Annotated in this window: 22 protein-coding genes and 1 pseudogene; 16 read left to right on the forward strand and 7 right to left on the reverse strand. The window is 61.9% G+C overall.

The features are described 5' to 3' along the window. The first annotated feature begins 68 nt into the window (after positions 1 to 68). Both ACZ52D_RS18550 and ACZ52D_RS18555 read left to right on the forward strand, forming a co-directional pair. Complete coding sequence (locus ACZ52D_RS18550) at positions 69 to 1,415, forward strand: aminotransferase-like domain-containing protein (protein WP_464443308.1); 1,347 nt, start codon at positions 69 to 71, stop codon at positions 1,413 to 1,415. After that, positions 1,416 to 1,712 (forward strand): hypothetical protein, encoded by a 297-nt coding sequence (locus ACZ52D_RS18555; protein ID WP_464443309.1) that lies wholly within the window; start codon positions 1,416 to 1,418, stop codon positions 1,710 to 1,712. 111 nt (positions 1,713 to 1,823) lie between these two features. Here ACZ52D_RS18555 and ACZ52D_RS18560 read toward each other — a convergent pair. Beyond that, positions 1,824 to 2,111 (reverse strand): annotated as a pseudogene (locus ACZ52D_RS18560) (TIM barrel protein); the annotation flags it as partial. Between the two features lie 87 nt (positions 2,112 to 2,198). On the opposite strand from ACZ52D_RS18560, the gene ACZ52D_RS18565 reads away from it, so the two are divergent. From ACZ52D_RS18565 to ACZ52D_RS18610, 10 genes are all read left to right on the forward strand, one after another. Continuing rightward, positions 2,199 to 3,301 (forward strand): IS3 family transposase gene (locus ACZ52D_RS18565; RefSeq protein ID WP_417475713.1). Its coding sequence is split into 2 segments (ribosomal slippage): positions 2,199 to 2,460 and positions 2,460 to 3,301, totalling 1,104 coding nucleotides; the frame shifts between segments, so codons are not numbered across the junction. Positions 3,302 to 3,772: 471 nt separating this feature from the next. Beyond that, the gene (locus ACZ52D_RS18570; protein WP_464443310.1) at positions 3,773 to 4,930 is read left to right on the forward strand and encodes a muconate/chloromuconate family cycloisomerase; all 1,158 of its coding nucleotides are present in this window, start codon (positions 3,773 to 3,775) and stop codon (positions 4,928 to 4,930) included. A gap of 72 nt (positions 4,931 to 5,002) precedes the next feature. Continuing rightward, positions 5,003 to 6,391, forward strand: a complete 1,389-nt coding sequence (benA, locus tag ACZ52D_RS18575) for a benzoate 1,2-dioxygenase large subunit (protein ID WP_417476123.1) — start codon at positions 5,003 to 5,005, stop codon at positions 6,389 to 6,391. 12 nt (positions 6,392 to 6,403) lie between these two features. After that, positions 6,404 to 6,931 (forward strand): benzoate 1,2-dioxygenase small subunit, encoded by a 528-nt coding sequence (benB, locus tag ACZ52D_RS18580; protein WP_464443311.1) that lies wholly within the window; start codon positions 6,404 to 6,406, stop codon positions 6,929 to 6,931. Positions 6,932 to 7,004: 73 nt separating this feature from the next. After that, entirely contained in the window at positions 7,005 to 8,027 is a 1,023-nt protein-coding gene (benC, locus tag ACZ52D_RS18585) for a benzoate 1,2-dioxygenase electron transfer component BenC (RefSeq protein WP_464443312.1), read from the forward strand. After that, entirely contained in the window at positions 8,024 to 8,803 is a 780-nt protein-coding gene (benD, locus tag ACZ52D_RS18590; protein ID WP_464443313.1) for a benzoate diol dehydrogenase BenD, read from the forward strand. The genes benC and benD overlap by 4 nt, the downstream gene beginning before the upstream one ends. Positions 8,804 to 8,859: 56 nt before the next feature. Further along, entirely contained in the window at positions 8,860 to 10,035 is a 1,176-nt protein-coding gene (locus ACZ52D_RS18595) for an ABC transporter substrate-binding protein (RefSeq protein WP_464443314.1), read from the forward strand. Positions 10,036 to 10,091: 56 nt separating this feature from the next. Further along, complete coding sequence (locus ACZ52D_RS18600) at positions 10,092 to 10,961, forward strand: branched-chain amino acid ABC transporter permease (RefSeq protein ID WP_464443315.1); 870 nt, start codon at positions 10,092 to 10,094, stop codon at positions 10,959 to 10,961. A 4-nt stretch (positions 10,962 to 10,965) separates the two neighbouring features. Beyond that, the gene (locus ACZ52D_RS18605; RefSeq protein ID WP_464443316.1) at positions 10,966 to 11,970 is read left to right on the forward strand and encodes a branched-chain amino acid ABC transporter permease; all 1,005 of its coding nucleotides are present in this window, start codon (positions 10,966 to 10,968) and stop codon (positions 11,968 to 11,970) included. Further along, positions 11,963 to 13,396 (forward strand): ATP-binding cassette domain-containing protein, encoded by a 1,434-nt coding sequence (locus ACZ52D_RS18610; protein WP_464443317.1) that lies wholly within the window; start codon positions 11,963 to 11,965, stop codon positions 13,394 to 13,396. Before ACZ52D_RS18605 ends, ACZ52D_RS18610 begins: the two co-directional genes overlap by 8 nt. Positions 13,397 to 13,425: 29 nt before the next feature. Here the strand turns inward: ACZ52D_RS18610 and ACZ52D_RS18615 are convergent, their stop codons facing one another. Beyond that, positions 13,426 to 14,316 carry a LysR family transcriptional regulator gene (locus tag ACZ52D_RS18615; protein WP_417476141.1) on the reverse strand — a complete coding sequence of 297 codons (891 nt, stop codon included), beginning with the start codon at positions 14,314 to 14,316 and terminating at the stop codon, positions 13,426 to 13,428. 96 nt (positions 14,317 to 14,412) lie between these two features. Then, complete coding sequence (locus ACZ52D_RS18620; RefSeq protein WP_417476143.1) at positions 14,413 to 15,288, reverse strand: dioxygenase family protein; 876 nt, start codon at positions 15,286 to 15,288, stop codon at positions 14,413 to 14,415. 287 nt (positions 15,289 to 15,575) lie between these two features. On the opposite strand from ACZ52D_RS18620, the gene ACZ52D_RS18625 reads away from it, so the two are divergent. From ACZ52D_RS18625 to ACZ52D_RS18640, 4 genes are all read left to right on the forward strand, one after another. After that, positions 15,576 to 15,956, forward strand: a complete 381-nt coding sequence (locus ACZ52D_RS18625) for a hypothetical protein (RefSeq protein WP_464443576.1) — start codon at positions 15,576 to 15,578, stop codon at positions 15,954 to 15,956. Further along, positions 15,953 to 16,810, forward strand: coding sequence for an alpha/beta fold hydrolase (locus ACZ52D_RS18630; protein WP_464443318.1), 858 nt, complete (start codon positions 15,953 to 15,955; stop codon positions 16,808 to 16,810). The genes ACZ52D_RS18625 and ACZ52D_RS18630 overlap by 4 nt, the downstream gene beginning before the upstream one ends. A gap of 241 nt (positions 16,811 to 17,051) precedes the next feature. Continuing rightward, entirely contained in the window at positions 17,052 to 17,939 is an 888-nt protein-coding gene (locus ACZ52D_RS18635; protein WP_417476148.1) for a 3-oxoadipate:acetyl-CoA acetyltransferase, read from the forward strand. Next, entirely contained in the window at positions 17,932 to 19,140 is a 1,209-nt protein-coding gene (locus ACZ52D_RS18640; RefSeq protein WP_464443319.1) for a benzoate/H(+) symporter BenE family transporter, read from the forward strand. The genes ACZ52D_RS18635 and ACZ52D_RS18640 overlap by 8 nt, the downstream gene beginning before the upstream one ends. A gap of 21 nt (positions 19,141 to 19,161) precedes the next feature. Here the strand turns inward: ACZ52D_RS18640 and ACZ52D_RS18645 are convergent, their stop codons facing one another. From ACZ52D_RS18645 to ACZ52D_RS18660, 4 genes are all read right to left on the reverse strand, one after another. Then, entirely contained in the window at positions 19,162 to 20,085 is a 924-nt protein-coding gene (locus ACZ52D_RS18645; RefSeq protein WP_464443320.1) for an AEC family transporter, read from the reverse strand. A gap of 126 nt (positions 20,086 to 20,211) precedes the next feature. Then, positions 20,212 to 22,149 carry an FAD-dependent monooxygenase gene (locus ACZ52D_RS18650; protein ID WP_464443321.1) on the reverse strand — a complete coding sequence of 646 codons (1,938 nt, stop codon included), beginning with the start codon at positions 22,147 to 22,149 and terminating at the stop codon, positions 20,212 to 20,214. A 125-nt stretch (positions 22,150 to 22,274) separates the two neighbouring features. Next, positions 22,275 to 22,454: a hypothetical protein gene (locus tag ACZ52D_RS18655; RefSeq protein WP_417476156.1), complete on the reverse strand. Its 180-nt coding sequence runs from the start codon at positions 22,452 to 22,454 to the stop codon at positions 22,275 to 22,277. Next, on the reverse strand, positions 22,451 to 24,058 hold the full coding sequence (locus ACZ52D_RS18660) for an FAD-dependent monooxygenase (RefSeq protein WP_464443322.1): 1,608 nt from the start codon (positions 24,056 to 24,058) through the stop codon (positions 22,451 to 22,453). Before ACZ52D_RS18660 ends, ACZ52D_RS18655 begins: the two co-directional genes overlap by 4 nt. Positions 24,059 to 24,138 lie beyond the last annotated feature (80 nt).

The raw sequence follows: 24,138 nt of genomic DNA on the forward strand, positions 1-24,138 counted from the left end.
TGACATGCAACCGCATTGCCATGATGCAATTTGCATGACAATTTTTCTATTGTACTAGATACAGTCCGTTGACAAAGAAGCCTCGATACCTTCGTCTTGCCGACACGCTGTCTGCCGCGATCCGCGAGGGAAAGCTGGCGCCGGGAGCGAAGTTGCCCACGCATCGAGCATTTGCCGAGCAGTTCAATGTGGCCTTGGCAACGGCAACGCGGGTTTACAAGGAGCTTGAGCGGCGCTCGGAGGTGGTTGGGGAGGCGGGGCGCGGCACATTTGTGCGCGATCCTGGCTTGCCTCCGACACTTGGCGTTCATCAGACCGACACCGGGGGCTTAACAGACCTTGTTTTCAACATGCCCAGTGACGCGGGCGATGCCGACATACTCAGGACTGGGCTGCGGCGGTTAGCATCCGCTGGCGATCTCGACGCAATGTTGCGCTACCAGCCACATAGCGGGCGCGCGCACGAATGCCGGATCATTGCCGAAAGCCTCGAACCTGTCTTGGGTTCTGTCCCGCCTGAAAATCTGTTGATTACGTCTGGCGGTCAGCATGGCCTCGCGACCATCGCCTTTGGGATATTACAGGCAGGAGAGGCCATTGCTGTCGACACTTTGACCTACCCGGGCTTCAAGTCTGTTGCTGCCCTTCAGGGATTGGACCTCATTCCGGTCGAGGGGGTGGGCGGCGTCATGGTGCCGGGCGCGCTCGACAGGCAATGCCGAACGCGTAAACTGCGGTCGGTTTACCTCATGCCAACCGTGCATAATCCGCTGGGATCTGTCATGGACGTGGCCACACGGCAGGAAATTGTCAAAGTTGCGCGGGCACACGATCTTCTCATCATCGAAGACGGAGCCTACGCGTTTCTGGAACGCGATCCGCCTCCGAGCTTTATCACTCTCGCGCCGGAGCGAACGATCCACGTCGGAGGGTTTTCGAAGAGCTTGGCGACAGGGCTACGCCTCGGCTACCTCGTGGCTCCGTCGCGGCATATACCCCGCCTCCTTGAAGCAATCAGGGCAACGACCTGGAATGCCCCTGCGCTGATCTCTGCGCTTGTGACGGGGTGGATTGAAGATGGAACACTTGCCCAATCGGAAGATAACCGCAGGCGCGACGGTGCAGAACGGCAGGCCATCTGTCGAGCATCCTTACCTAATCTATCACTCAGCGCTCACCCCAACGCCGGTTTTTCTTGGGTCTGGCTCGAAAAGGGAATGCGCGCCGAGCCGATTGTCGTGGCGCTGAAGGCGCGTGGGATCTCGGTATCTGGTGCCGAGCCTTTTGCGACGACAACCGCGGTTCCACAAGCGTTGCGCCTCGCTTTTGGCGGTATTCCGAAGGAGGAATTAAAGGACGCTCTCGAGAAGGTTCGCCATATTGTGGAGGAGGTGGCGCTCGGTCAGGTTCCGTAGGTGGTAAAGCTGGCGGTCGGCACAAATACGTGCCTCACGGAATTCTCGCATTGGGATAACGGGGAGTCTGCTGCGCGGGTTCAGGTTCGCCCGGATGCTGCCGCCATCATAGTCACGACCCGCGAGCAACATGCTGGGGCTGAGCAGGTTGTCGACCATGACCTGATCGAAATCGAGAAAGTAGGAGGCCTGGCCCAGCGTGATCTTCTTGCAGACCCCGCCAGCGTGCAACGCCGGAGCAGGCAATATACGCTCGGCAATTTGCCGAGCGTGTCTCCATCGCATTTTTCCACTTGAATCACATACAGTGTTGCCTGCGCAACGTCTTTGCCACCTTAGTCCAGCAGCGAGGCAGGCCGAAGAAGTGATGGCTTCGGCCCGCCCTAATAATTCTAACGAGACGGCGGTTCAAAGAGAGAAAGCTGTTTTGAAAGCAGCTAGGGCAGCCGTTTCCTCTCCCGAGGCAAATGCCTCCATGCCGACGGGGCCTTCATAGCCCATTGCGTCAAGCGCACGTGCAACCCCGGCGTAGTTGATTTCACCGGTGCCCGGCTCGCAGCGGCCCGGGACGTCTGCGACTTGGATCTCCCCAATCCATGGCAGGCATGCTTTGCAGAGTTCGATCAGGTTTCCTTCGCCGATCTGCGCATGGTACAGGTCCAGGTTCAGGCGCAGCTGGGGGCGGTTGACGGCTGCTCTGCCTGCTCTGCCCCCTGAAAACTGGATCGTTCGGAGTTGGAGTTTTCCGCTAAATTTCCCTGGCTGGGAGAGGAGCGGAATCGCATGAAAGCATCGAAGTTCACAGAGGCGCAGAAGGCGTTCATCCTGAAGCAGGGCGAGCAAGGAACGCCGGTCGCGGAGATCTGCCGCAAGGCCGGGATCAGCCAGGCGACATACTTTAACTGGAAGAAAAAATACGGGGGCCTTCTGCCGGACGAGATGCGCCGGCTGAAAGCGCTTGAGGACGAGAACATCCGGCTGAAGAAGATTGTGGCGGACCTGACGCTGGACCGGGAGATGCTTCAGGATGTCATTCGGCGAAAGCTCTGAAGCCTGGCCGTTTGCGCGAGATTGTCACCGGGATGTGCGTCGATTGGGGTGTATCGATCCGGAAGGCTTGTGGGGCCATCTGCTTCGACACATCCACCTACCACTACAAGTCCCGGCGGACGGATCAGGCTGCCGTCGAACGGCGGATCAAAGAGATCGCAGAGACGCGTGTGCGCTATGGCTACAGGCGCGTCCACGTGCTTCTGAGACGGGAGGGCTGGGTGATCAACATGAAGAAGACACGCAGGATTTACAACGAGTTGGGCCTGCAGCTCAGGAACAAGCACCCCAAGCGCCGGGTGAAGGCAAAGCTCAGAGAGGACCGTCAGGAAGCTGTTGGGCCGAACGATGTCTGGGCGATGGACTTCGTTCACGACCAGCTCGCCCTGGGCAGGAGGTTGCGTATCCTGACCGTTGTCGACACGCATTCCCGGCTCTGCCCTGCGGCCGATCCGCGCTTCACCTATCGGGGCGAAGATGTTGTGCAGACGCTCGAACGGGTCTGCGGGCAGATCGGCTACCCCAGGACGATCAGAGTCGATAACGGCAGCGAGTTCATCTCGCGGGACCTCGATCTCTGGGCCTACGCCAACGACGTTACCCTCGACTTCTCACGGCCTGGAAAGCCCACGGACAATAGCTTCATTGAGGCGTTTAACAGCAAGCTCCGGGCGGAATGCCTGAACGCACACTGGTTCATGAGCCTTGCAGATGCCCGCGAAAAGCTGGAGGATTGGCGTCGGCACTACAATGAGGACAGACCCCACAGCGCAATCGGATACAACGTCCCGATTGCCATGCATTATCCCGATGGCGTCACCAGCCCGTCATCGTGACAGAGCCGGAAAAATCCAGCTTCTGGCGGACCAAGGTTGGGGCTCAGAGCATGCCCTCCGGAAAATCCATCTTCTGGCGGTCCAACGTTGGGGCTCAGAGCACGACGGCACTCAGTATTGGGTTGGAAAAGCCCGGTCGCATTCGAACGGAAAGTGGCTTAAACGAGCACCGGGAGCGGCACGAAAACGGGACACGTCCGATTTTCACCAGCAGTAGTATAATTCGCAAGCTGCATTTTATGTTCAGCAGCGCTGACGCTCCTTCATAAACTGACCTCTGTCTTGCAGGTTCCGAGCCGAAGATTTGTAAAAGACCGCCCAAACACTGTTGCGTTGGTATCCTAGTGAGCGCTGATAGCTGTTGGTACCTTCTATTGAGCCACATGCCGAAGGGTATCACCCAAGACCCCGTCCATCATCGACAGAATCTCACCGCAGCGGGCAACCTGCATCTCAACGTAACTTGCAGATGTGGTGAAACCCGTGACCAAGATCGACCAGATCGAGACGATGATCCTCGATATACCGACCATCCGGGGGCACGTGCTGTCCATGGCTACAATGCGGGTCCAGACAGCGGTTTTGGTTAAGATCAAGTTCTCTGACGGCTCCGAGAGCATCGGCGAGGGCACCACCATTGGCGGGTTGAGCTATGGCGTTGAAAGCCCTGAGGGCATCTGCTCCGCCATCGATACTTATATCGCACCAGCGCTCTTGGGTTGCAACGCCGACAACGTTAATGCGGCAATCCAGAAGGTCGACAAGTTGGTCAAGGGGAACCGGATCGCCAAGACGGCGGTGGAAATCGCGCTTTGGGACGGGCTTGGCAAGCGTCTCGGTGTCCCGGTCTCGCAGCTCTTCGGGGGTGCCGTGCATGATAGGCTCCCGGTTGCCTGGACACTTGCTTCCGGCAATTCCGAAACGGATATCGCGGAAGCTCAGGAGATGATCGAGACGCGCCGCCACAACATCTTCAAGCTGAAGATCGGCAAACGCTCCGTGCGGGAAGACGTGGCTCATGTGGCCCGGATCAAGAAAGCCGTCGGCGATGCGGCCAGTATCCGCGTCGATGTGAACACGGCGTGGTCACTGCAGGACGCGCGATGGGGCCTGAAGGGTCTTCAGGACGCGGGCTGCGAATTGGTCGAGCAGCCGGTACAAGCCCGCTACCGCCGAGCCATGGCGGAGCTGACCTGCGGCTACGAGATCGCGGTGATGGCTGACGAAGCGCTGAACGGGCCGGAGGATGCCCTGGCGGTTGCCGATGCCAATGCTGCGGATGTTTTCGCCGTCAAGGTGGCGCAGTCCGGCGGGCTGAAGCGGGCGTCGGAAGTGATTGCCATCGCACAAGCCGCGGGCCGCGGGCTGTACGGCGGCACGATGCTGGAAACCGGGCTGGGGACCGCGGCGGCGCTGCAGCTGTTTTCCACTGTCGAGACCCTGCATTGGGGCACCGAATTCTTCGGCCCGCTGCTGCTGACCGGCGAGATACTGGCCGAGCCGATCACCTATCACGACTTCTGCGTCGAGATACCGCGCGGCCCCGGCATCGGCGTGACGCTTGATCCCGAAAAGATTGCATATTTCCGCCGGGATGGCGGCCGGACCATGAAAACCGCCGCCGGGTAATAGCCCGCGGCACGGCATCAAAGCCAGCCCGACGCCCGCCAGGCGCCGTGGCTGTCAGGAGGAGGACGACTGATGTTCACACAATCCAACCTAGACGCATTCGAGGCCCGTCTCGACGGGGCGATCCAGGATGATCCCGAAAACGGCGTGTTCCGCTGCCGCCGGGACATCTTCACCGACGAAGAACTGTTCGAGCTTGAAATCAAGCATATCTTCGAAGGCAACTGGATCTATATGGCGCATGAAAGCCAGATCCCGGAGCCGGGCGATTATTTCACCCTGACGATGGGCCGTACGCCGGTGGTCATCACCCGCGATAAGGAGGGCGAACTGCACGCGCTGGTCAATGCCTGTTCGCACCGCGGCGCGCAGCTGTGCCGGTTCAAACGCCGCAACCAGAAGACCTTTACCTGCCCGTTCCACGGCTGGACCTTCTCGAACACCGGCAAGCTTCTGAAGGTCAAGGATCCGAAAGGCGCGGGCTACCCCGAACAGTTTAACAAGGACGGTAGCCACGACCTGACCAAGGTTGCCCGCTTCGAGAACTACCGCGGTTTCCTGTTCGGCTCGCTGAATGCGGATGTGCAGCCGCTTGAGGAGTACCTCGGCGAGGCGCGCAAGATGATCGACATTATGGTCGATCAGGCCGACGAAGGGCTGGAGGTGCTGCGCGGCTCGTCTACCTACACCTATGACGGCAACTGGAAGCTGCAGGCCGAGAACGGCGCCGATGGCTACCACGTATCGGCTGTCCATTGGAACTACGTTGCCACCACGGCGCACCGCACCGACGACGGCAAGGAAGACCAGATCAAGGCGACCGATGCCTCGAAATGGGCCAAGCAGCGCGGCGGCTTCCACGCCTATGACAACGGCCACATTCTACTGTGGACCGAATGGGCCGACCCGACCAACCGCCCGAACTTTTCGCGGCTGGAGGAATGGACCGAGAAATTCGGGAAGACCAAGGCGGAATGGATGGTGGGCGTTCTGCGCAACCTCTGCTTGTACCCGAACGTCTTCCTGATGGATCAGTTCAGCAGTCAGATCCGCGTCTTCCGCCCGGTCAGCGTGAACGAGACCGAGGTGACGATCTATTGCATCGCCCCCAAGGGCGAGAGCCAGGAGGCCCGCAGCCGCCGCATCCGCCAGTACGAGGACTTCTTCAACGCCTCCGGCATGGCGACCCCGGACGATACCGAGGAATTCCGGGCCACGCAGCGCGGCTATGCCGGGGCGGCCCATGCCCAGTGGAACGACCTGACCCGCGGCGCTACCCAATGGATCGAAGGTCCGGACGAAGACGCCAAGGCGCTCGGCATCAATCCGGTTCTTTCCGGCGCCCGCACCGAAGACGAGGGCCTGTTCGTCATCCAGCACAGCAACTGGTCCGAGCGCATGGGCGAAGCCATCGCCAAGGAACGCGCCACGGCGCCTGAGGCACGCACCGCGGCCGAGTGAGGAGGAAAAGACATGACCACCGAAACGCTTGAACGCACTGGCACCAGCCCGGCGATGAATTACGAAGCCATCCAGGCCTTTCTCTTTGCCGAGGCTCGTGCGCTGGATGACCGCGACTGGGACACCTGGCTGACGTTCTATCACGCAGACTGCCCGTTCTGGATGCCGGCCTGGGATGACTACGACACGCTGACGGAAGATCCGCAGAACGAGATGTCGCTGATGTACTACCCCAACAAGCAGGGCATCGAGGACCGCGTGTTCCGCATCAAGACCGACCGGTCTTCGGCGACCTCGCTGCCGGAGCCGCGCACCTGCCATTACCTGTCGGGGATCGAGGTGCTGAGCCGCGAGGGCACGGAGATCAAACTGCGCTTCAACTGGCACACGCTGAGCTTCCGCTACGGCAAGACCGACCAGCACTGGGGCACGTCCTTCTACACGATCGACGCCAGCGGGCCGAAGCCGCTGATCACCGACAAGAAGGTGGTTCTGAAGAACGACCACATCCACCACGTGATCGACGTCTACCACATCTGATCCGGGCCATTCCGGGAGACCAAAGACCTCCGCGCACCCACGGCAGGGTGCGCGGCCAAGGGAGGAGCATGCCATGACGAGCTACAATGTTGCCCTGAATTTCGAGGATGGTGTCACCCGCGTCATCCAGTGCGATGACGACGAGAAGGTGACCGACGCGGCCTTCCGCCAGAAGATCAACCTGCCGATGGACTGCCGCGACGGGGTCTGCGGCACCTGCAAGTGCTTTGTTGAGAAGGGCGAGTACGAGCTGGAATTCTACATGGACGAATCCATGAGCGACGAGGAGGCGGAACAGGGCTATGCGCTGACCTGCCAGATGACGCCGGAAAGCGACTGCGTGGTGCGCGTCCCGGTGCCCTCCGCTGCCTGCAAGACCGCGCCGGAGGCCGTCGAGGGCGAGGTGCTGGGTGTAGACAGCCTGTCGGAGACTTCTTTCGGGCTGCGGGTAAAGCTGGCCAAGCCGATCGGCTTCCTGCCCGGCCAGTATGTGAACGTCACCGTTCCGGGCACCGGAAAGCACCGCTCTTATTCCTTCTCCTCCGCACCCGGTGCCAGGGAGGCCACCTTCCTAATCCGCAATCTGCCCGGGGGCGTGATGAGCAGCTATCTGGGCGAGCGGGCCAAGGTCGGCGACAGCGTCACGCTGACTGGACCTATGGGCGCGTTTTATCTGCGCCCGATCGAGCGCGCGCAGCTGTGGCTGGCCGGCGGCACCGGCCTCGCGCCATTCCTGTCGATGCTGGAGCAGGTCGCGCAGCAGGGAACGGATCATCCCATCGTGCTGTACTACGCGGTGACCCGCGCCGCCGATCTGGTGGAGCTGGACCGCGTGCAGGAGCTGGCGGGCAAGACCGGCAATGTCACCGTGATCACCATTCTGGCCGCCGAGGAAGACGCGCATGAGCGCAAGGGCTTTGTCACCGATCATGTCACTGCCGAAGATCTGAACGGCGGCGACTGCGATGTGTATCTCTGCGGCCCGCCGCCGATGGTCGATGCGGTGCGGGGCCACTTCGGCAAGCTGGGGGTCGAGCCTGCGAATTTCTACTTCGAGAAATTCAACCCGACCGAAGCAGAGGCGGAAGCCGCATGAGCCGCCGGTTCGAGGACAAGGTAATGGTCGTCACCGGCGCGGCCCAGGGCATCGGCCGCCGGGTTGCCGAACGGGCAGCGGCCGAGGGCGCCCGGGTGCTGATCGTGGACCGTTCCCCCGCCCGCGAGGAGGCGGCGGAGATGATCCGCAGCGCAGGCGGTGAAGCGCAGGCGATCCCGGTAGATCTGGAAACCTGGGAGGGCTGCGCGGAGGCGATGCAGGCGGCCGTGGACCTCTGGGGTCGGATCGACATTCTGGTCAACAATGTCGGCGGTACGATCTGGGCCAAGCCCTTTGAGCATTACGAGCCCGGGCAGATCGACGCCGAGGTGCGCCGGTCGCTGTTCCCGACGCTCTACTGCTGCCGCGCCGCGATCGAGCATATGCTGCCGCAGGGCTCGGGCGTGATCGTCAACGTGTCGTCCATCGCCACGCGCGGGCTGAACCGCGTGCCTTACGCGGCGGCCAAGGGCGGGGTGAACGCGATCACCGCGAGCCTGGCCTGGGAAGTGGCCGAGCGCGGCATCCGTGTCGTCGCGGCGGCCCCCGGCGGCACCGAGGCGCCGCCGCGCGTGGTGCCGCGCAATCCCAATGCCGAGGAAGAACAGCGCGCGGACTGGTACAAGACCATCGTCGATCAGACGATCCAGTCCTCGCTGATGAAACGCTACGGCACGCTCGATGAACAGGCCGGCCCGATCCTGTTCCTGGCGTCGGAGGACGCATCCTACATCACCGGCGTCACGGTGCCGGTGGGGGGCGGAGATCTCGGCTGACGCCGGGTCGGGCAGGTCCTGAGGAGGGGCCTCAAATCCAATAGGAGGAACTCACAATGAAACGCGCAATCCTGGCGGCCCTCGGGCTCGCCACCAGCCTCGCTGTGCCTGCAGCCGCCGAGGAGAACATCAAGGTCGGCCTGCTACTGCCGTTCTCGGGCGTCTATGCCGCGCTCGGCAATGACATCGAGGCGGGCTTTACCGTCGCCCTGGAACAGTTCGGCAGCGAGGCCGGCACCGGGTTCGACATTGTCCGCGAGGACACCGAGGTGAAGCCGCCGGTGGCGCTGGGCAAGGCCAAGAAACTGATCCTGCAGGACAAGGTGGACGTGATGGCGGGTGTCGTCAGCTCGGGCGTCCTGGGGGCGGTGCGCGACATGGTGCATGGCGCCGGCGTGCCGCTGATCGTGGCCAATGCGGGCAATGATGAAGCGACCGGCACCAGCTGCTCGCCCTTTATCACCCGGATGTCCTTTTCAAACGGCCAGGTGAACCGCCCGATGGGGCAGTGGATGCATGACCAGGGCATCCGCAAGGTCTATACGCTGGCGCCGGACTATGCGGCGGGCCGCCAGATGATCGGGGGCTTTGTCGAGACCTTCACCGCCGCGGGCGGCGAGATCGCCGGGCAGGACTTCACCCCGTTTCAGAAGACCCAGGATTTCGGCCCCTACCTGGCGCAGGCCAAGGCCAGCGGCGCCGATGCGGTCTACGTGTTCTATGCCGGCGGCGAGGCGATCTCCTTCGTCAAGCAATACGACAGTTTCGGCCTGAAGGCGGATCTGCCGCTCTACGGCTCCGGCTTCCTGACCTCGCCGCTTTACGTCAACGCCGAAGGCCCGGCGGCCGAGGGCGTGATCACCGCGCTGCATTACGTGCCGACGCTGGAGAATGCGGCCAACGCCGCCTTTGTCGCCGCCTTCCAGGCCAAGACCGGGCGCCTGCCGTCGGAATTTGCCGTGCATGGCTATGACGCGGCCCGGGCACTGATCGAGGCGGCAAAAACCGGCGCTCGCGACCGGGCATCGCTGGCCGAGGCCCTGCGCCAGGTCAGCTTTGACGGGCCGCGCGGCAAGCTGTCGATCGATCCGGCCACCAACAACATCGTCCAGCCGGTCTATGTCTACGAGACCGTGGCGGGCGAAAACGGGCTGACCCAGAAGGTGCTTGCCGAACTGCCCGCCGAGGCCGACCCGGCCAACGGCTGCAAGATGGCCTCCGTCTCCAACTGACACTGCCGCCCGGCCGTCCCCGTGCGGCCGGGCCCACTCTCCGAGGAGGGCCTCTCATGGCACATGATCTTGGTTTCTGGACGCTTCAGGCGCTGAATGCGCTGCAACTGTCCATGCTGCTCTTTTTGCTTTCCATCGGCCTGACGGTCATCTTCGGGCTGATGCACTTCGTCAATCTTGCGCATGGATCGCTCTATGCGCTGGGCGCTTATTTTGCCGCCTCGCTGGCTGCCATCGGCGGCTACTGGATGGGGTTTTTCCTGGCGCCCGTGGCGGTGGCCGGGGTGGGCGTTCTGCTCTATTCCGGGCTCATCAAGCGGATGCGCAAGTCCGGACCGATGGCGCAGGTGCTGGTGACCTTCGGGCTGATCTTTGTGCTGCTCGATCTGACACGGATTTTCTGGGGCGATCTGGCGCTGGCCATCGAGGTGCCCTCGCTGCTGTCCGGCCGTATGGAACTGCTCGACATCGAGTATCCGACCTACCGGCTGTTCATCATCGCTCTGGGTCTGGCGATCTTTGCCGCGCTCGCGTTTGTGCTGGGCCGCACCCAGATCGGTGCGATGATCCGGGCCGGGGTCGACAATGATGCCATGGCGTCCTGTCTCGGGATCAACGTCGAACGGCTGTTCTTCATCGTCTTCTGCGTCGGCTGTGCGCTGGCGGGGCTTGCCGGGGTTGTCGCGGCGCCGCTTCTCAGCGTGACGCCGGACATGGGGCTGCAGATCCTGATCCCGACGCTGATCGTGATCGTCATCGGCGGTCTCGGCTCGATCAAAGGCGCGATTGCCGGGTCGCTGATCTACGGTTTCGTGCAGACCTTCGGCGCGGTGCTGGCGCCGCAGCTTGCCTCTGTACTCATCTATGCCCTGCTGGCGGCGGTCCTTGTGATCAAGCCCGTGGGCCTGTTTCCCGCGAAAGGATAAGCCGATGTTTCGTCACAACACGCTTCGCTGCACGGTGCTGGGGCTGCTGGCCGCCGCGGCCCTGTTCCAGGCCCTGACCGCCGGGTATTTCGGGCTGGAGATCCTGACCGAGATCCTGATCCTCGCCATTCTTGTGCTGGCGCTCGACATCGCTGCGGGCTTTGGCGGGATGGTGTCGCTGTGCCACGGCGCCTTGATGGGCGTGGGCGCATATGCCTACGCCATCCTGTCGGCCAAGGCGGGGCTTGCGCCGCCCGTGGCCATGGCGGCCGCCATCGTGCTGACCGGCTCCGCCGCCTGGATCATCGGCGCAATCTGCTCGCGCAGCCACGGCATCTATTTCATCATGGCGACGCTCGCCTTCGGCCAGATGGCCTATTCCTACGTCTTCGAAGCACCGGTCTTCGGCGGAGACGACGGGCTCGGCGGTATTTCCCGGCTGGATCTGAGCTTCATCGGTGTTGACCTGAAAGACAGCCGCAGCTTTGCGCTGTTCTGCCTCGCCATCCTTGGTGCGGTTTATGGCGTGTCGGTGCTGATCCTGCGCTCCGGGCTGGGCCGGTCGCTGGCCGGCGTGATGCACAACGAGCAGCGGATGCGCGCGCTTGGGCTGACGGTCTGGCGGGTCAAGGCGGATGTGTTCGGGCTGTCGGGCATGATCGCGGGCCTCGCCGGGGCGCTGGCGGCGCAGCACATCATGTACATCTCGCCGGGGCTGCTGAGCTGGACAGTGTCCGGCGAGGCGCTGGTGGTCGTCATCCTGGGCGGGCTGGGCACGCTGGTCGGCCCGCTGGTGGGCGCCGCCGCCTTTGTGCTGCTGAAGCATGAGCTGAGCGCGCTGACACCCCATTGGCACCTTGTTGTCGGTGTCCTTCTGATCGCCGTGGTGATGAGCCGCGCCAACGGGATCTTCGGCTGGATCGAGGCCCGCTGGGGCGGGCGGGACGGGCGCCGGGCGGAAAAGGCTGCGTGCAAGCAGAAGATCAAGGAGGTACTGAGCGATGCTTGAGACACGCAACCTGGACAAGAGCTTTGGAGCCGTCCACGTCACCCGCAACGTCTCGCTGAAACTGGAGCGCGGAGAGCGCCGTGTGATCCTGGGGCCCAATGGAGCGGGCAAGACGACGCTGTTCAACCAGCTGGTCGGGGAACTGGCGCCCAGCAGCGGGTCGGTTCATCTGGCGGGCGAGGATGTGACCGCCTTGCCGGTTGCAAAACGCGCCCGCCGCGGCCTGTCGCGCAGCTACCAGAAGAACACCCTGTTCGACGGTCTGACGGTCGAGGAGAACCTCGGTCTCGCCGCCGCGGTGCATACCGGCAACGCAACGCAGCTTTGGTCGGACAGCCTGGCCAAGCCCGAGGTCCGTGAGATCGTCCGCGAGGTCGCGGAGCAGGTCAACCTGATGCCGTTCCTTCATGCCCGGGTGTCTGAAGTAAGCTACGGCGTGCGCCGCCAGCTTGAAGTCGGTGTCGCGCTTGCCACCAGGCCGCTCGTGCTGCTGATGGATGAGCCGACCAGCGGCGTCGGGCCGGAGATGGCGAAGGGGTTTCACGATCTGCTGAACAACTTGCCGCGGGAACTGACCCTGCTGATCATCGAGCATGACATGGACCTGGCCTTTGACGTGGCCGACACGATCACTGTGCTGAACTACGGCGAAGTGGCGTTCGACGGTCTGCCGGAGGCAGCGCGCGGGTCCAGCCTGCTCAAGGAAATCTATCTGGGAGCTGGGAAGATGCTTGAACTTAACGGAATTCATTCCGGGTACGGCGAAACGCGGGTTCTGCACGGTCTGTCGCTGGAGGCGCAGCAGGGCCGGGTGCTGGCGATCCTCGGCCGCAACGGCGCAGGAAAATCGACCACGCTGAAGACCATCATGGGGCTCTTGCCGCTGAAATCCGGCGCGATCACCTTCGAAGGCAGGCCGATTGCGCGGCAGCCGTTTGACATTGCCAAAAGCGGCATCGCCTATGTTCCTGAAACCCGGGACATCTTTCCGTCGCTGACGGTGCGAGAGAACCTTGAACTCGCGGCCAAGCGGTTCGGCGGCGCCGAACCGGGGTGGACAATGGAGCGGGTGCTGGACCTGTTTCCCCGTCTTGGCGAAAGGCTGGACAACGGTGGCACCCAGCTGTCGGGCGGCGAGCAGCAGATGCTGGCGATTGCCCGCGGTCTGCTGATGAACCCCCGCCTTCTGATCCTCGATGAGCCAACCGAGGGCCTGGCGCCGATCATCGTGAAGTTGATCCACGACAAGCTGCAGGAGCTGAAGGCCGCCGGGCTGTCGATGATCATCGTCGAGCAGAACTTCGGGTTTGCGACTTCGCTGGCGGATGACGTCGTTGTGGTCGGCAAGGGGCAAGCCGTTTGGACTGGCAGCGCTGCAGAGATCCTTGCCGATGAGGCCGCACAGCACACTTGGCTGGGTGTATAAACGGGCGGCAGTTAACCGGTGCAGCGATTTCAGAAGACCTTTCTGGCCACTTTCTGCGCGATGCCGACAAAGTTCTTTACGTGCAAGCCCTGTTCATCCACACGATAGTTTAGGGAGAGTTCTGTGCGGGCTACTTCGGGTTCTATCTTGAGAAACTTCATGCCCTTCCGGGGGGCGTCAGCAACTGACTCAGGCACGATGCAGACGCCTTCTCCGACCGCGACCAGACCAAGAGCGGTTTGCAGGTCCATGCACCAAATGCGCAACGGTGCCTCGAAACCGGCTTCCTCGATCGCCTTCAGAACCATGTCGGCATAGCTGGGCCGGGGCTTTTCGGGATAAAGGATCAAATGGTGCGTTTTCAGACGTTCAAGTTTGGCAACCCTGCGTGTTCCAGTGTCGACGATATCAGGTAGGGCCAGGATAAGCCGCTCCTCTACCAGGTGTTTTGAAAGGAACTCCGGATCCTTCAGCGTAGGGCGCGCAAACACGACGTCGAGTTCGCGAGCAACAAGCGCCCTATGCAGCTCTGCGTTATTCATGGGAATGAGGCTGAGATTTACCTCCGGGTAATTTGCCCGGTACGATCGGATAATGTTGGGTAGAATCCCAAAGGTCGCGGAACCGACAAAACCAACGCGCAGCCGCCCCTCGGCACCCTGGCCTAAACGGCGCACTTCCAACCTAGTATCTTCAATCTGGGCTAAGATCGATTTTCCGCGCTCAAGCAATCGTTCGCCAGCCTGGGTCATCGTTATCGAGCTGCGACCTCTATTGAAGAGAATCGCGCCCAACTCTTCTTCCAGCTGCTTGATTTGGCGGCTAAGTGGGGGCTGCGCTATGTCCAAACGTTCGGCGGCCCGCCCGAAATGCAATTCTTCGGCCACGGCAATGAAATAGGACAGCTGTTTGAAGTTCATTATCAGGCACTCCCCGAGGGATACGTTAGGCGATCCTCCCAAATGAAAAAAGACCCCCGAGGATCGGGGGCCAGTTCGGTGGGAGGAGACGCGGTGTTATTCTGCTGCGACAGGCTGATCTGCGGTGGCTTCCTTGAGCACGAAGTCGAACTCGAAATGCAGGTCGGTGCCATGTTCGGGGGCAGCGGGCTTGAACTTGCCGATCAGGCTTTCTTTGACGGCGAAGACGCTGTCGTTCTCCAGCCATTCGCTGTCGGCATCGTAGATCTGGCTGATCAGCGGGCGGTAGCCGTCCTTGGAAATGATGAAATGCATGTGACCGGGGCGGTTCGGGTGGTGGCCCATGAAGCGCAGCAGTTCGCCCGCGGTTTCATCATCGGGGATCGGGTAGGGGACGGGGCGGACCGCGACGAAGGCATAATGGCCGTTCTCGTCGGTCTCGAACCGGCCGCGAAGGTTGTATTCGGGCTGGTCTGGGTCGAGGTTTTCATAAACGCCGTTCGGGGCGTCCTCCCAGACGTCGATCGTTACACCCGGAATACCGTTGCCATTTTCGTCTTTGATATAGCCCTCATAGTAGGCTGTCTCTTCGTTCTCGAAATGCTTCTTGATCGTCGAAGCGCCTTTTGGAAGCACTGGCGGATTTTCGCGATAGAAAGGTCCAAGTACGGTCGATTCACTTTCGTTGCCCTCGACAGGGTTGGTCATCATGTCAACCAATACCTCGATCCCCAGGATATCGGCGAGCAGAATGAACTCTTGGCGGTTGTCGTCACACAGCTGTCCGGCGCGGGCGAGGTAATCGCAGGCGGCCAGGAACTCGTGATGCTGAAGTTTCACGTCCTTGATGAAAGCGTGCATATGCTTGATGATGCCGGTCGCGATCTCGCGTTCGCGCTCCGTGATGCTGCCATGCTGGCCAAGGCTGCCGATCACGACGTCGGTAATGTTGTCTTGGTTGACGATGCCCATGGGTAAGTCCTCCTCCTGGCTGTCTGGGGGGACGGTTGGGCGGCGCTCCACCTTCCCCCGTCTGCCATCGAACTTCTCCCCATTCGCGTCTCATCCCAATGCCTGCGGCGGTATCGGGCGATACCGCAGACGGTTTTAGCCCTTAGGACAGCCCGTGAACCCCAGTTTGAATGCGCGCCTCTGCCGCGGCGTATCAGAGAGTATTGCCCCATACCCTGGCTGGCATGGCTTCACCGTGTCAGCGCGTGGCAACAAGGCTTCAGTATTTCAACGCATGGGAGGCTGAAGTGCTCGAAACCTTCAAGCATATCCAGAAGAACCTTGAGGCGACGCCGCACTTGCTGCGCCTCGGCCGTCTGTTTTCCGAAACTGTGCTGATTGAGATCGGCGGCAGTGAGTACTACCTGATGTTCGCGAAGGGGCATCTCGTCTCCGTCACCGAAGGCCCAAGCCGCAAGACGCCCTGGCGGTTCGCCCTGCGCACGGATGCCGAGGCGTTGGAGAAGTTCTGGCAGGCCCGTCCCGAGCCGGGGTTCCACGACATTTTCGGGCTGGTGAAGACCGGCCGAGGCCGGATCGACGGCGACATCCTGAGCCTGGTCAAAAACCTGCGCTTCTTCAAGGAAGTGCTGACACTGCCCCGCGCAAAAGAGGAGTTGGCCGCATGACTATCGAACCGATTACCGGCCGCTATGTCACTGTCGCCGTGGGCGGCGCGCCCCGTCGGATCTACTTCGAGGAAGCGGGGCAGGGCCGCCCGGTCATCTGCCTGCACACCGCCGGGGCCGACACTCGCCAGTGGCGGCACCTGATGAATGACGCAGAGATCACCGCCTCGAACCGGCTGATCGCTTTTGACATGCCCTGGCACGGAAAGTCGCTGCCGCCCGAAGGCTTCGAGACCGAAGAATACCTGTTGACCACCGAGGCCTATATCGAGACCGTGCTCGCTGTCGTCGACGGGCTGGGACTGGACCGCCCGGTGTTGGCGGGCTGTTCGATGGGCGGGCGCATCGCGCTGCAGCTTGCGGCGCTGCATCCGGAAAAGTTCAGCGGCTTCATTGCTATCGAAGCGTCGGATTTCCAGCCCGCCTGGTATGACATCGACTGGTTCCACCGCCCGGACGCCCATGGCGGCGAGATGGGGGCGGCGCTGGTTTCGGCCAACATCTCGCCCTACGCGCCGGATGCCGAACGCTGGAATACGCTTTGGATGTTCATGCAGAGCGGGCCGGGCGTGTTCCGCGGCGACCTGAGCTTTTACACCCGGGACGATAGCCTGATCCGGCGTTTGTCGACGATCGACACCGCAAAGGCCCCCGTTCACATCATCGTCGGCGCCTATGACCTGACCTGCACGCCGGAGGATGCCGAGCGGACTGCCAGGGCGATCCCCGGGGCCACGCTCACGGTGATGGATGAACTGGGGCATTTCCCGATGAGCGAGCACCCGGAGGGGTTCCGCCCCTTCTTTCTTGAGGCACTCGGGAAAATGCCGGAAGCGGCCGCCGAGGCGGCCTGATACCCAAAATTGCTCGGAAGGAGGAGCCATGTGCAAGAATGCCGGAAACCCCTGTCCGGGGTGCAAAAACCGCAAGAAACCCGACGTAGCATGGATGTTCTTCAGCGATGAAGAACACGCCGTGATCGAGAGCCAGCGGCGGGCCGGCCAGGCCCCCGCACCGCGCAAGACATCTGTGCGGAGCGGATCCTGACCTGACAGGCCGCAGTCCTCAAAAGCCTCAGAAAACCGGAACGAGACCATGACAAACCCCTGTATCATCTGCGTGGCGATCACCGGCAGCCTGCCGACCAAGGCCAACAATCCGGCAGTTCCGATCAGCGTATCGGAACAGGTGGAAGCCACCCATGAAGCCTTTGAGGCGGGGGCCACAATCGTGCATGCGCATGTGCGCAACGAGGATGAGACGCCCTCATCAGATCCGGAGAAATTCGCGGCTCTGAAAGAAGGTATCGAGAAACATTGCCCGGGCATGATCATTCAGTTCTCGACCGGCGGGCGGTCGGGGGCGGGCCGGACGCGGGGCGGCATGCTGCCCCTGCGGCCCGACATGGCATCGCTTTCGGTGGGGTCGAACAACTTCCCCACCCGGGTCTACGAGAACCCGCCGGAACTGGTGGACTGGCTGGCCTCGCAAATGCTGGACTTCGGCGTCAAGCCGGAGATCGAGGCGTTCGATCTGAGCCACATCCTGAAGGCAAAGCAGATGGCCGCGGCAGGCCAGCTGGCGGGCACCCCCTATATCCAGTTCGTGATGGGGGTGAAAAACGCCATGCCGGCGGACAGAGATGTATTCGATTACTACATCCGCACCATTCACCGGCTGTTCGGCGAAGGCACGCCTTGGTGCGCGGCCGGCATCGGGGCCAATCAGCTGGCGCTGAACGAATGGGCGATTGCTGCGGGCGGGCACGCGCGCACCGGGCTTGAGGACAATGTCCGCCTCGACCGGGACACGCTGGCCCCGTCCAACGCCGCTCTGGTCCGCCGAACCGCGGAAATTTGCGCAAGGAACAACCGCCCTGTCGCGACCTGGCAGGAAGCGCGGCGCATCCTCGGGCTTCGCCAGCCCACCGACAGCATGAACCGAGGCGAGACCGAAAAAACCGCGGCGGCCACAATTGTCTGATACGGCTGGATACCAGCGACTGCGCCTGGGGGACATTTCCGGCTCCGCTGTCGGGGCCGGTTTCCTTGCAGTCCTTGTATCTTATTCCGGTCCTCTGCTGATCTATCTCAGTGCTGCTGATGCCATGGAAATTTCCCGATCGGCATTCGCATCGTGGGTCTTCGCAATCTCGATCGCGGCAGGCCTGTCCAGCATTGTCCTCAGTCTATGGTTCCGTGCCCCTGTCTCGATGGCCTGGTCCGCGCCTGGAACCGTGCTTCTTATCGGGTTCGGTCCTTCTTTGTCTGTTGCCGAGATGGCAGGTGCCTACATTGCCGTCGCGGCGGCTTTGGTCCTCATCGGTATTTCCGGCCTGTTCGATTGGCTCGTGAAAGTACTTCCTCCCGCCGTAACGAACGGCATGATGGCGGGTATCCTGTTCGGTTTCGGCCTCAAGGCTGCAGGCGGGCTGGCCACAGATCCGGTAGTGGTCGCCGTTCTCATCGCAGCCTTCGCAATTTGCACCGCCACCGTGCCGCGCTATGCCGTGCTCGCCTTACTTGGGCTGGCGCTCATGCTCACCTCCATTGCTTATGAAACATCGATCACATCGGTGAGCTTCTCGATGGCGCAGCCACAAGTAATAGCGCCAGAGTTCTCGGTGGCAGCGATGCTCAGTCTTGCAGTGCCGTTGCTAATAACTACTCTCAGCGGTCAATATCTGCCAGGAATTGCGGTTCTGAGAGCCAACGGTTTCGCGGTCTCGGCCAATCCGATCATGATCTTTGGAGGACTTGCGTCCGCGGGCGCCGCGGTGTTCGGCGGGATCAGCACCGCGCTTGCTTCAATCACGGCTGCTTTCTGCGCAGGGCCAGACAGTCACGAAAACCCGGAGCGCCGCTACATTGCGGGTGTTGCCTGCGGTTTGTTCTTCTGCCTCGGCGGGCTCTTTGCCGGGAGCATCGTCGACATCCTGATCATGCTGCCATCTTCCGTCATCGCACTGCTGGCGGGGTTGGCGCTGCTGCAACCGATCCTGAAATTTGCCGCCGCAATGATGGCGTCCGAAGATGCGCAGGCTGGGCTGCTCGCCTTCATTTTCACCGCATCCGGCGTGTCGCTCTTTGGGATCGGCGCGGCATTCTGGGGAGTCGTGGCGGGCATCGTGTTTCATTTCCTGACGCGGTTTGGCCGCTGGATGATGGACCGGCTGCCGACGTGAGCGGTCCCTTTGCATGCGGTTTCAGTACAGCTGGGCAAGGATGACGGGCACCGTGATGACGCCGAAAAGCGACGACAGAACAATGGCCGATGCGCCGGTTTCACCGACTGAGTGGCGATCGCAGAACACCGCATAGGATAGAAAGAGCGGCATGCACGAAAACAGGACCGCTTCCCGCACCACCGGGTCCTGCCAGCCGAATACAGCGCCGAATGCACCGCCGACCACAAACGGGTGGATGATCAGCTTGGCCGCGGTGACGGCTGCGACACGCGGTCCGCTGCGCGACACCCGGAATTGCAGGATACTCCCGCCAATCACGAATAGCGCGATGAACGGCGCCGCGGCGACGATCGACGTGACCACCCGGTCCAACCATTCCGGCAGGGTGAGGCCGGTCGCGAGGAAGGCGAAACCGGCGGCCAGCCCCAAGACGACTGGACTGTGCGCCAGTGCTTTCAAAGCGGCACCAAAGGCGTTCTGACCGGATTTGTTCTCGGCGAGCAGCGCCAGTGTAGACACGACCGGAATGATGATCGCGACTTCGGCGAACACGACCCAGGAAAAGACCTTGGCCGCGGTGCCGGGTATGAAGGCGGAGGCAATCGGGAAGCCGAGAAAAATGGTGTTGGCGGCGGCCCCGCCGAGCGCCAGGATAATGCGCTGCGGGGCCGGTTCGTGTAGGGCAAAGCGCAGGACGGCCCACAGAACCGCGCTCGACAATAGCGATGCGGCGCCAAAGACGAATGCCTTGAGCCAGGAGAAATCTGCCAGCGTTTCGCCGTTTGCGATGGCGGAAAACAGCAGCACTGGAATGCAGGCATTCATCACGAACCGGTTCAGGACCGGCAGGCCGTCTGCGGGGAACCACCTGCGGGACACGAAGAGGCTGCCGATCCCGATCATCGTGAAGATCGGCAACATGAGGAACAGGACATCGGTCATGGCGAACCACTTTGGAAGGCGCCGCTTGCGCGCGTCTGCATATTGCCGGGCGCAGAGACGGAGCTGGCACAAGGGTGCCTGCGCTGCATTTGAAAAAGCGTGGCGCGGTGTGCGGCGGCGGCCCCTTTATTGTTCATCTTGCGGTTTGAAGACGCCGTCGAAGAAGTTTGAAAGTGCGGCGAAGCCGTCAAGCGGCAGGATGTGCGCCACGTATTGGTCCGGTCTGACAACGATCATACAGCCTTGTCTGCGGTCAATGCCGCGCATCGTGTAGATGTCCTGTCCCAGCTTGTGGTCGGTGCAGAAGATCTTCTCGAAATCGCGCAGGCCGTAGCGGCCTTTGGCCGGGCGCAGCAGGCCTGGCATATCGTCGAAGTTCAGCGCCTTGAAATCCTGCTGGAAGATGGCGCGCAGATCGATCAGGGCGTCTAAGTCTTCGTTCGCTCGGGTGTAGCGTCGGACCGGGGAGGCGGGATTGCTGTCCAGATACGCGCATAGCCTATGGATAGCGCCCCCCGCGGTTCCATCGTCATCCTGTCCGGCAAAGGCGTAGATGCGCCAGCGCCCGTCGGCTTCCGCGGCATGGCCGAGCTGCATGGGTTTGGCGTCTGCCAGCCGCAAGACCGGGGCCGAGTGAAAGCGCTTGCCGACAATTTGCCCTGTCGCAAGCGGTTGCTGCGCTGCCTTGGCTATGATGCGCGATGGCTCGTAGCGGACGGCAAGTCCGCCCGTGAATTCCAAGTTTTCTATGAACTGCTTCTGAAAGCGGGGCATTTCGCTGCCGTCCAGTTCGGACTGGCCGGGCGGCGCGCTCATGATGCGGGCCCATTTATGATCGGTTTCGATGAGGCGTTTGGCTTCCAGTCGGCGTTCGGCGGAATAGCTGTGCAGCAGCTCCGGGTCTGAGCGACCGGTCAGGACATGGGCCAGCTTCCACCCGAGGTTGAAAGTATCGCCCATGGACACGTTCATGCCTTGGCCAGCCTTGGGGCTGTGGGTGTGGCAGGCATCCCCGGCGGTAAAGACGCGCGGCGTACGGTGGGCAATTTGGTCGACGGGCACATCGTCGAATTTGTCTGTGAGCCGGTGGCCGATCTCGTAAACCGACCACCAAACCACCTCTTTCACGTCGATGGTGTAGGGGGACATGATCCGGTTTGCGGCGGCGATGATATCGGCGGCAACAATGTTGCGGTTCGATACACGTTCATTCGGGTTGAGCTTGTCGAGTTCGACATACATGCGGAACAGAAAGCCGCCTTCTCGCGGGATGATGAGGACGTTGCCCTCTTTGGCGGACTGGATCAGGCATTTTCGACGTAGGTCCGGAAAATCGGAATTCGCGAGAATATCCATCACCCCCCAGGCTTGGTGCGCTGCATCCCCGTGCAACTTGCCGCCTATTGCTCGGCGCACTGTGCTGCGCGCGCCGTCACACCCCACAACGTAATTTGCGCGTACTGTGATAGTTTTACCTGCGCTTCCATCTTTGGTCACCTTTTCCAAGGTAACAGTAACAGGGTGATCGCCTTTGTCCGGTTCAATCGCCACGTTTCGGACCCGCAATCCGTAATGTGGTTCCAAACGAGTTGGAGCGTTCTTCATTACGCCCAGAAAGAGCTGGTGGACTCTAGCCTGGTTGAGGATCGTATGTGGCATTTCCGACTGATCATCGGCAACGTCTTGGGCTATTCCGACGCGCTGGATATGGTCCGGCCTGGCCGGGTTCGGCTTCCAGAATGCGGTCTGATTGACCCAATAGGCTTCGCGCTTCACTTTTTCCGCAAAGCCGAAGGCCTGAAACATTTCCATGGAGCGGACGTTGACACCGTCGGCTTGGCCTTTTTCCATCGGCCCTTGCTTCGGGTCGACGATCATTGTCGAAATTTGCGGAAAGCCTGCCAATTGGGCGGCAAGGCACAGTCCCGCCGGACCGCAGCCGGCAATTAGAACATCGACCTCTTGCGGGATCCCGCGAGCCTTTGAGGTGTTACGGTCCAGTCCTGATGCTGGCGGCTTGACATCGGGGTCGCCGGGAGTAAATCCGTCAAGGTAGTACTGCATGGCCAGCTCTCCATTTTACCGCTGCCGAAGACGGCTGCCCCTGAGTGTACTTAGGGATACGCATTCTGATAAGGTATGCATGCATACTTTTCACCGGCAAGGACCGCGGTGTCCGCATATCCGGCCTAGGGGCCGAGGTTCTGGCCCGCCTCGCCGATGCGGCGGCTGACCAGGTCCGGGTCATCCAAATCGTGGGCCAGCATAAGCACCAGTTTTGCCAGCAGCACCGTGTGCTGCTCTTGGCCTGCGGCGTCCAGCGCACGGGCCAGGGCTTCATAGACGGCTTCAAGGTCGGCAGATTTCATTCGGGTTCTCCTGCGGTGGCACGGCTGAAGGCGTGCCGCAGCGCATCAGGCGTTGCCTGGCGCCAGCGGGCGGCGATATGGGTATCGGGGCGGATCAGATAGGCGCTGCCCGCAGTGGCAGAAAGAAGCCTGGCGGCTTCGGAGCCGGGCGGCAGCACGATATGGGTCAGGCCGAGGTCCGCGGCCGTCCCGGCCAGCTCATTGTCAAAGGTGACGAGGCTGAACCCGGGTCCCAGAAGGTCGGAGAGAAACCCGTCTGCCGTGCGGGCGTCGGGCAGCGCCTCACCGGGGCGGGGGCCGTCGGCGAACCCCGGATCGTCGGCCTGGACGGCGGGGCTGGCGGCATAGCTGTAGGGGGTCATCTGCCGCGGGTTGGCAAGCTCGCCCGCGAAGGGATGGCTGAGCGCGAGGTTCAGCGCGGCGTCGCGCATCAGCTCACAGCCGGGGCTGGGCGGTGTCATGAAGCGGGCGGATTTTGAGGCATTGGCAAATACATCGAGAGTCGCGCCGCGGCGTTCCGGCGTGTAACTGTCTAAAAGCGCAGCGCTAGCCTTGTCCCGCAGCACCCAGGCCAGTTTCCAGGCGATGTCATAAGCATCTGCCAGGCCATTGTTCAGCCCGCGCACGCCGAAGATCGGCACGATATGGGCGCTGTCGCCGATAAAGAACACCCGGCCGTCGCGGTAATCATCCAGCGCCAGCGTGTTGGCGGAATAGACACTCCACCATTCCAGCTCCCAGCCGCTGTCATGGCCGATGTCCCGCAGCACCGCGCTGACCGAGGCGCGCACGGTTTCCTCGCGAGTGGCCTCCGCCTCGTCCTCGCCGTCGCGCAGCTGGTAGTCTATGCGCCAGATGTCATCCGGCTGTTTGTGGACCAGAACGGTGCCACCGCGGCGGCAGTCTGGATCGAAAAGGGCGCGGCGGATGGTGGGATAGTCGTTCTGCATCTTCACATCGGCGATGACATAGCGGCCCTCGTAGTTCTCGCCCTTCAGGCGCAGTCCGCGCAGCTTGCGGATGGCGCTGCGGGCACCGTCCGCGGCCAGCACCCAAGCTGCGCTGATCGTATAGGTGCCGCGCGGATCCTCAATCGTTAGGGCGACGCCGTCGCAGGTGTCGCTGGCTCCGGTGACCCGGCTTTGCCAGCGCGCTTCGATCAGTGGCTCGCGGGCGATGGCGTTCCACAGATACTGCTCGATATATTGCTGCTGGATGTTGTACATGGGCCGGTATTTCTCTGCCGGGCTGTCGGGCATGTCGAACTCGAGGATCTGGCGGCCACGGTAGAAACTCCGCCCCGTAGTCCAGGGCAGTGCTTTTTCCAGAAAAGGCGCCACTGCGCCGATGCGCTCGAAGATGCGAAAACTGTGGCGGGCGACACAGATGGCGCGGCTGCCGTCGTTGAAGGTGGATTTGGCATCAAACAGCACCGAGCGCACACCGTGGCGGGCAAGGGCAAGTGCTGCTGTCATGCCCACAGGACCGGCACCCACGATTGCGACCGGGGTTTCAGTTCCAAGATGGCTGCGGTCTGCGGGCGGATCGAAATGCGGGTATGTGAAGTAGAGCGATTCAGTGTCGCCGCGGCCTGCCGGTCTCATACGTAAGTTCCTCCTTGTGCGGGAAAAATATAGCTGCCGGGCTGATGTCCTGTCTGTCCTCCATGAGGGGGGACATGATA

The organism is Leisingera sp. S2M4 (assembly GCF_055398055.1).

Coding starts and splice junctions, on each gene's coding strand:
- benA (WP_417476123.1), top strand. CDS start 5,003: ATGTTCACACAATCCAACCTAGACGCATTCGAGGCCCGTCTCGACGGG.
- benB (WP_464443311.1), top strand. CDS start 6,404: ATGACCACCGAAACGCTTGAACGCACTGGCACCAGCCCGGCGATGAAT.
- benC (WP_464443312.1), top strand. CDS start 7,005: ATGACGAGCTACAATGTTGCCCTGAATTTCGAGGATGGTGTCACCCGC.
- benD (WP_464443313.1), top strand. CDS start 8,024: ATGAGCCGCCGGTTCGAGGACAAGGTAATGGTCGTCACCGGCGCGGCC.
- ACZ52D_RS18595 (WP_464443314.1), top strand. CDS start 8,860: ATGAAACGCGCAATCCTGGCGGCCCTCGGGCTCGCCACCAGCCTCGCT.
- ACZ52D_RS18600 (WP_464443315.1), top strand. CDS start 10,092: ATGGCACATGATCTTGGTTTCTGGACGCTTCAGGCGCTGAATGCGCTG.
- ACZ52D_RS18605 (WP_464443316.1), top strand. CDS start 10,966: ATGTTTCGTCACAACACGCTTCGCTGCACGGTGCTGGGGCTGCTGGCC.
- ACZ52D_RS18610 (WP_464443317.1), top strand. CDS start 11,963: ATGCTTGAGACACGCAACCTGGACAAGAGCTTTGGAGCCGTCCACGTC.
- ACZ52D_RS18615 (WP_417476141.1), bottom strand. CDS start 14,316: ATGAACTTCAAACAGCTGTCCTATTTCATTGCCGTGGCCGAAGAATTG.
- ACZ52D_RS18620 (WP_417476143.1), bottom strand. CDS start 15,288: ATGGGCATCGTCAACCAAGACAACATTACCGACGTCGTGATCGGCAGC.
- ACZ52D_RS18630 (WP_464443318.1), top strand. CDS start 15,953: ATGACTATCGAACCGATTACCGGCCGCTATGTCACTGTCGCCGTGGGC.
- ACZ52D_RS18635 (WP_417476148.1), top strand. CDS start 17,052: ATGACAAACCCCTGTATCATCTGCGTGGCGATCACCGGCAGCCTGCCG.
- ACZ52D_RS18645 (WP_464443320.1), bottom strand. CDS start 20,085: ATGACCGATGTCCTGTTCCTCATGTTGCCGATCTTCACGATGATCGGG.
- ACZ52D_RS18650 (WP_464443321.1), bottom strand. CDS start 22,149: ATGCAGTACTACCTTGACGGATTTACTCCCGGCGACCCCGATGTCAAG.
- ACZ52D_RS18655 (WP_417476156.1), bottom strand. CDS start 22,454: ATGAAATCTGCCGACCTTGAAGCCGTCTATGAAGCCCTGGCCCGTGCG.
- ACZ52D_RS18660 (WP_464443322.1), bottom strand. CDS start 24,058: ATGAGACCGGCAGGCCGCGGCGACACTGAATCGCTCTACTTCACATAC.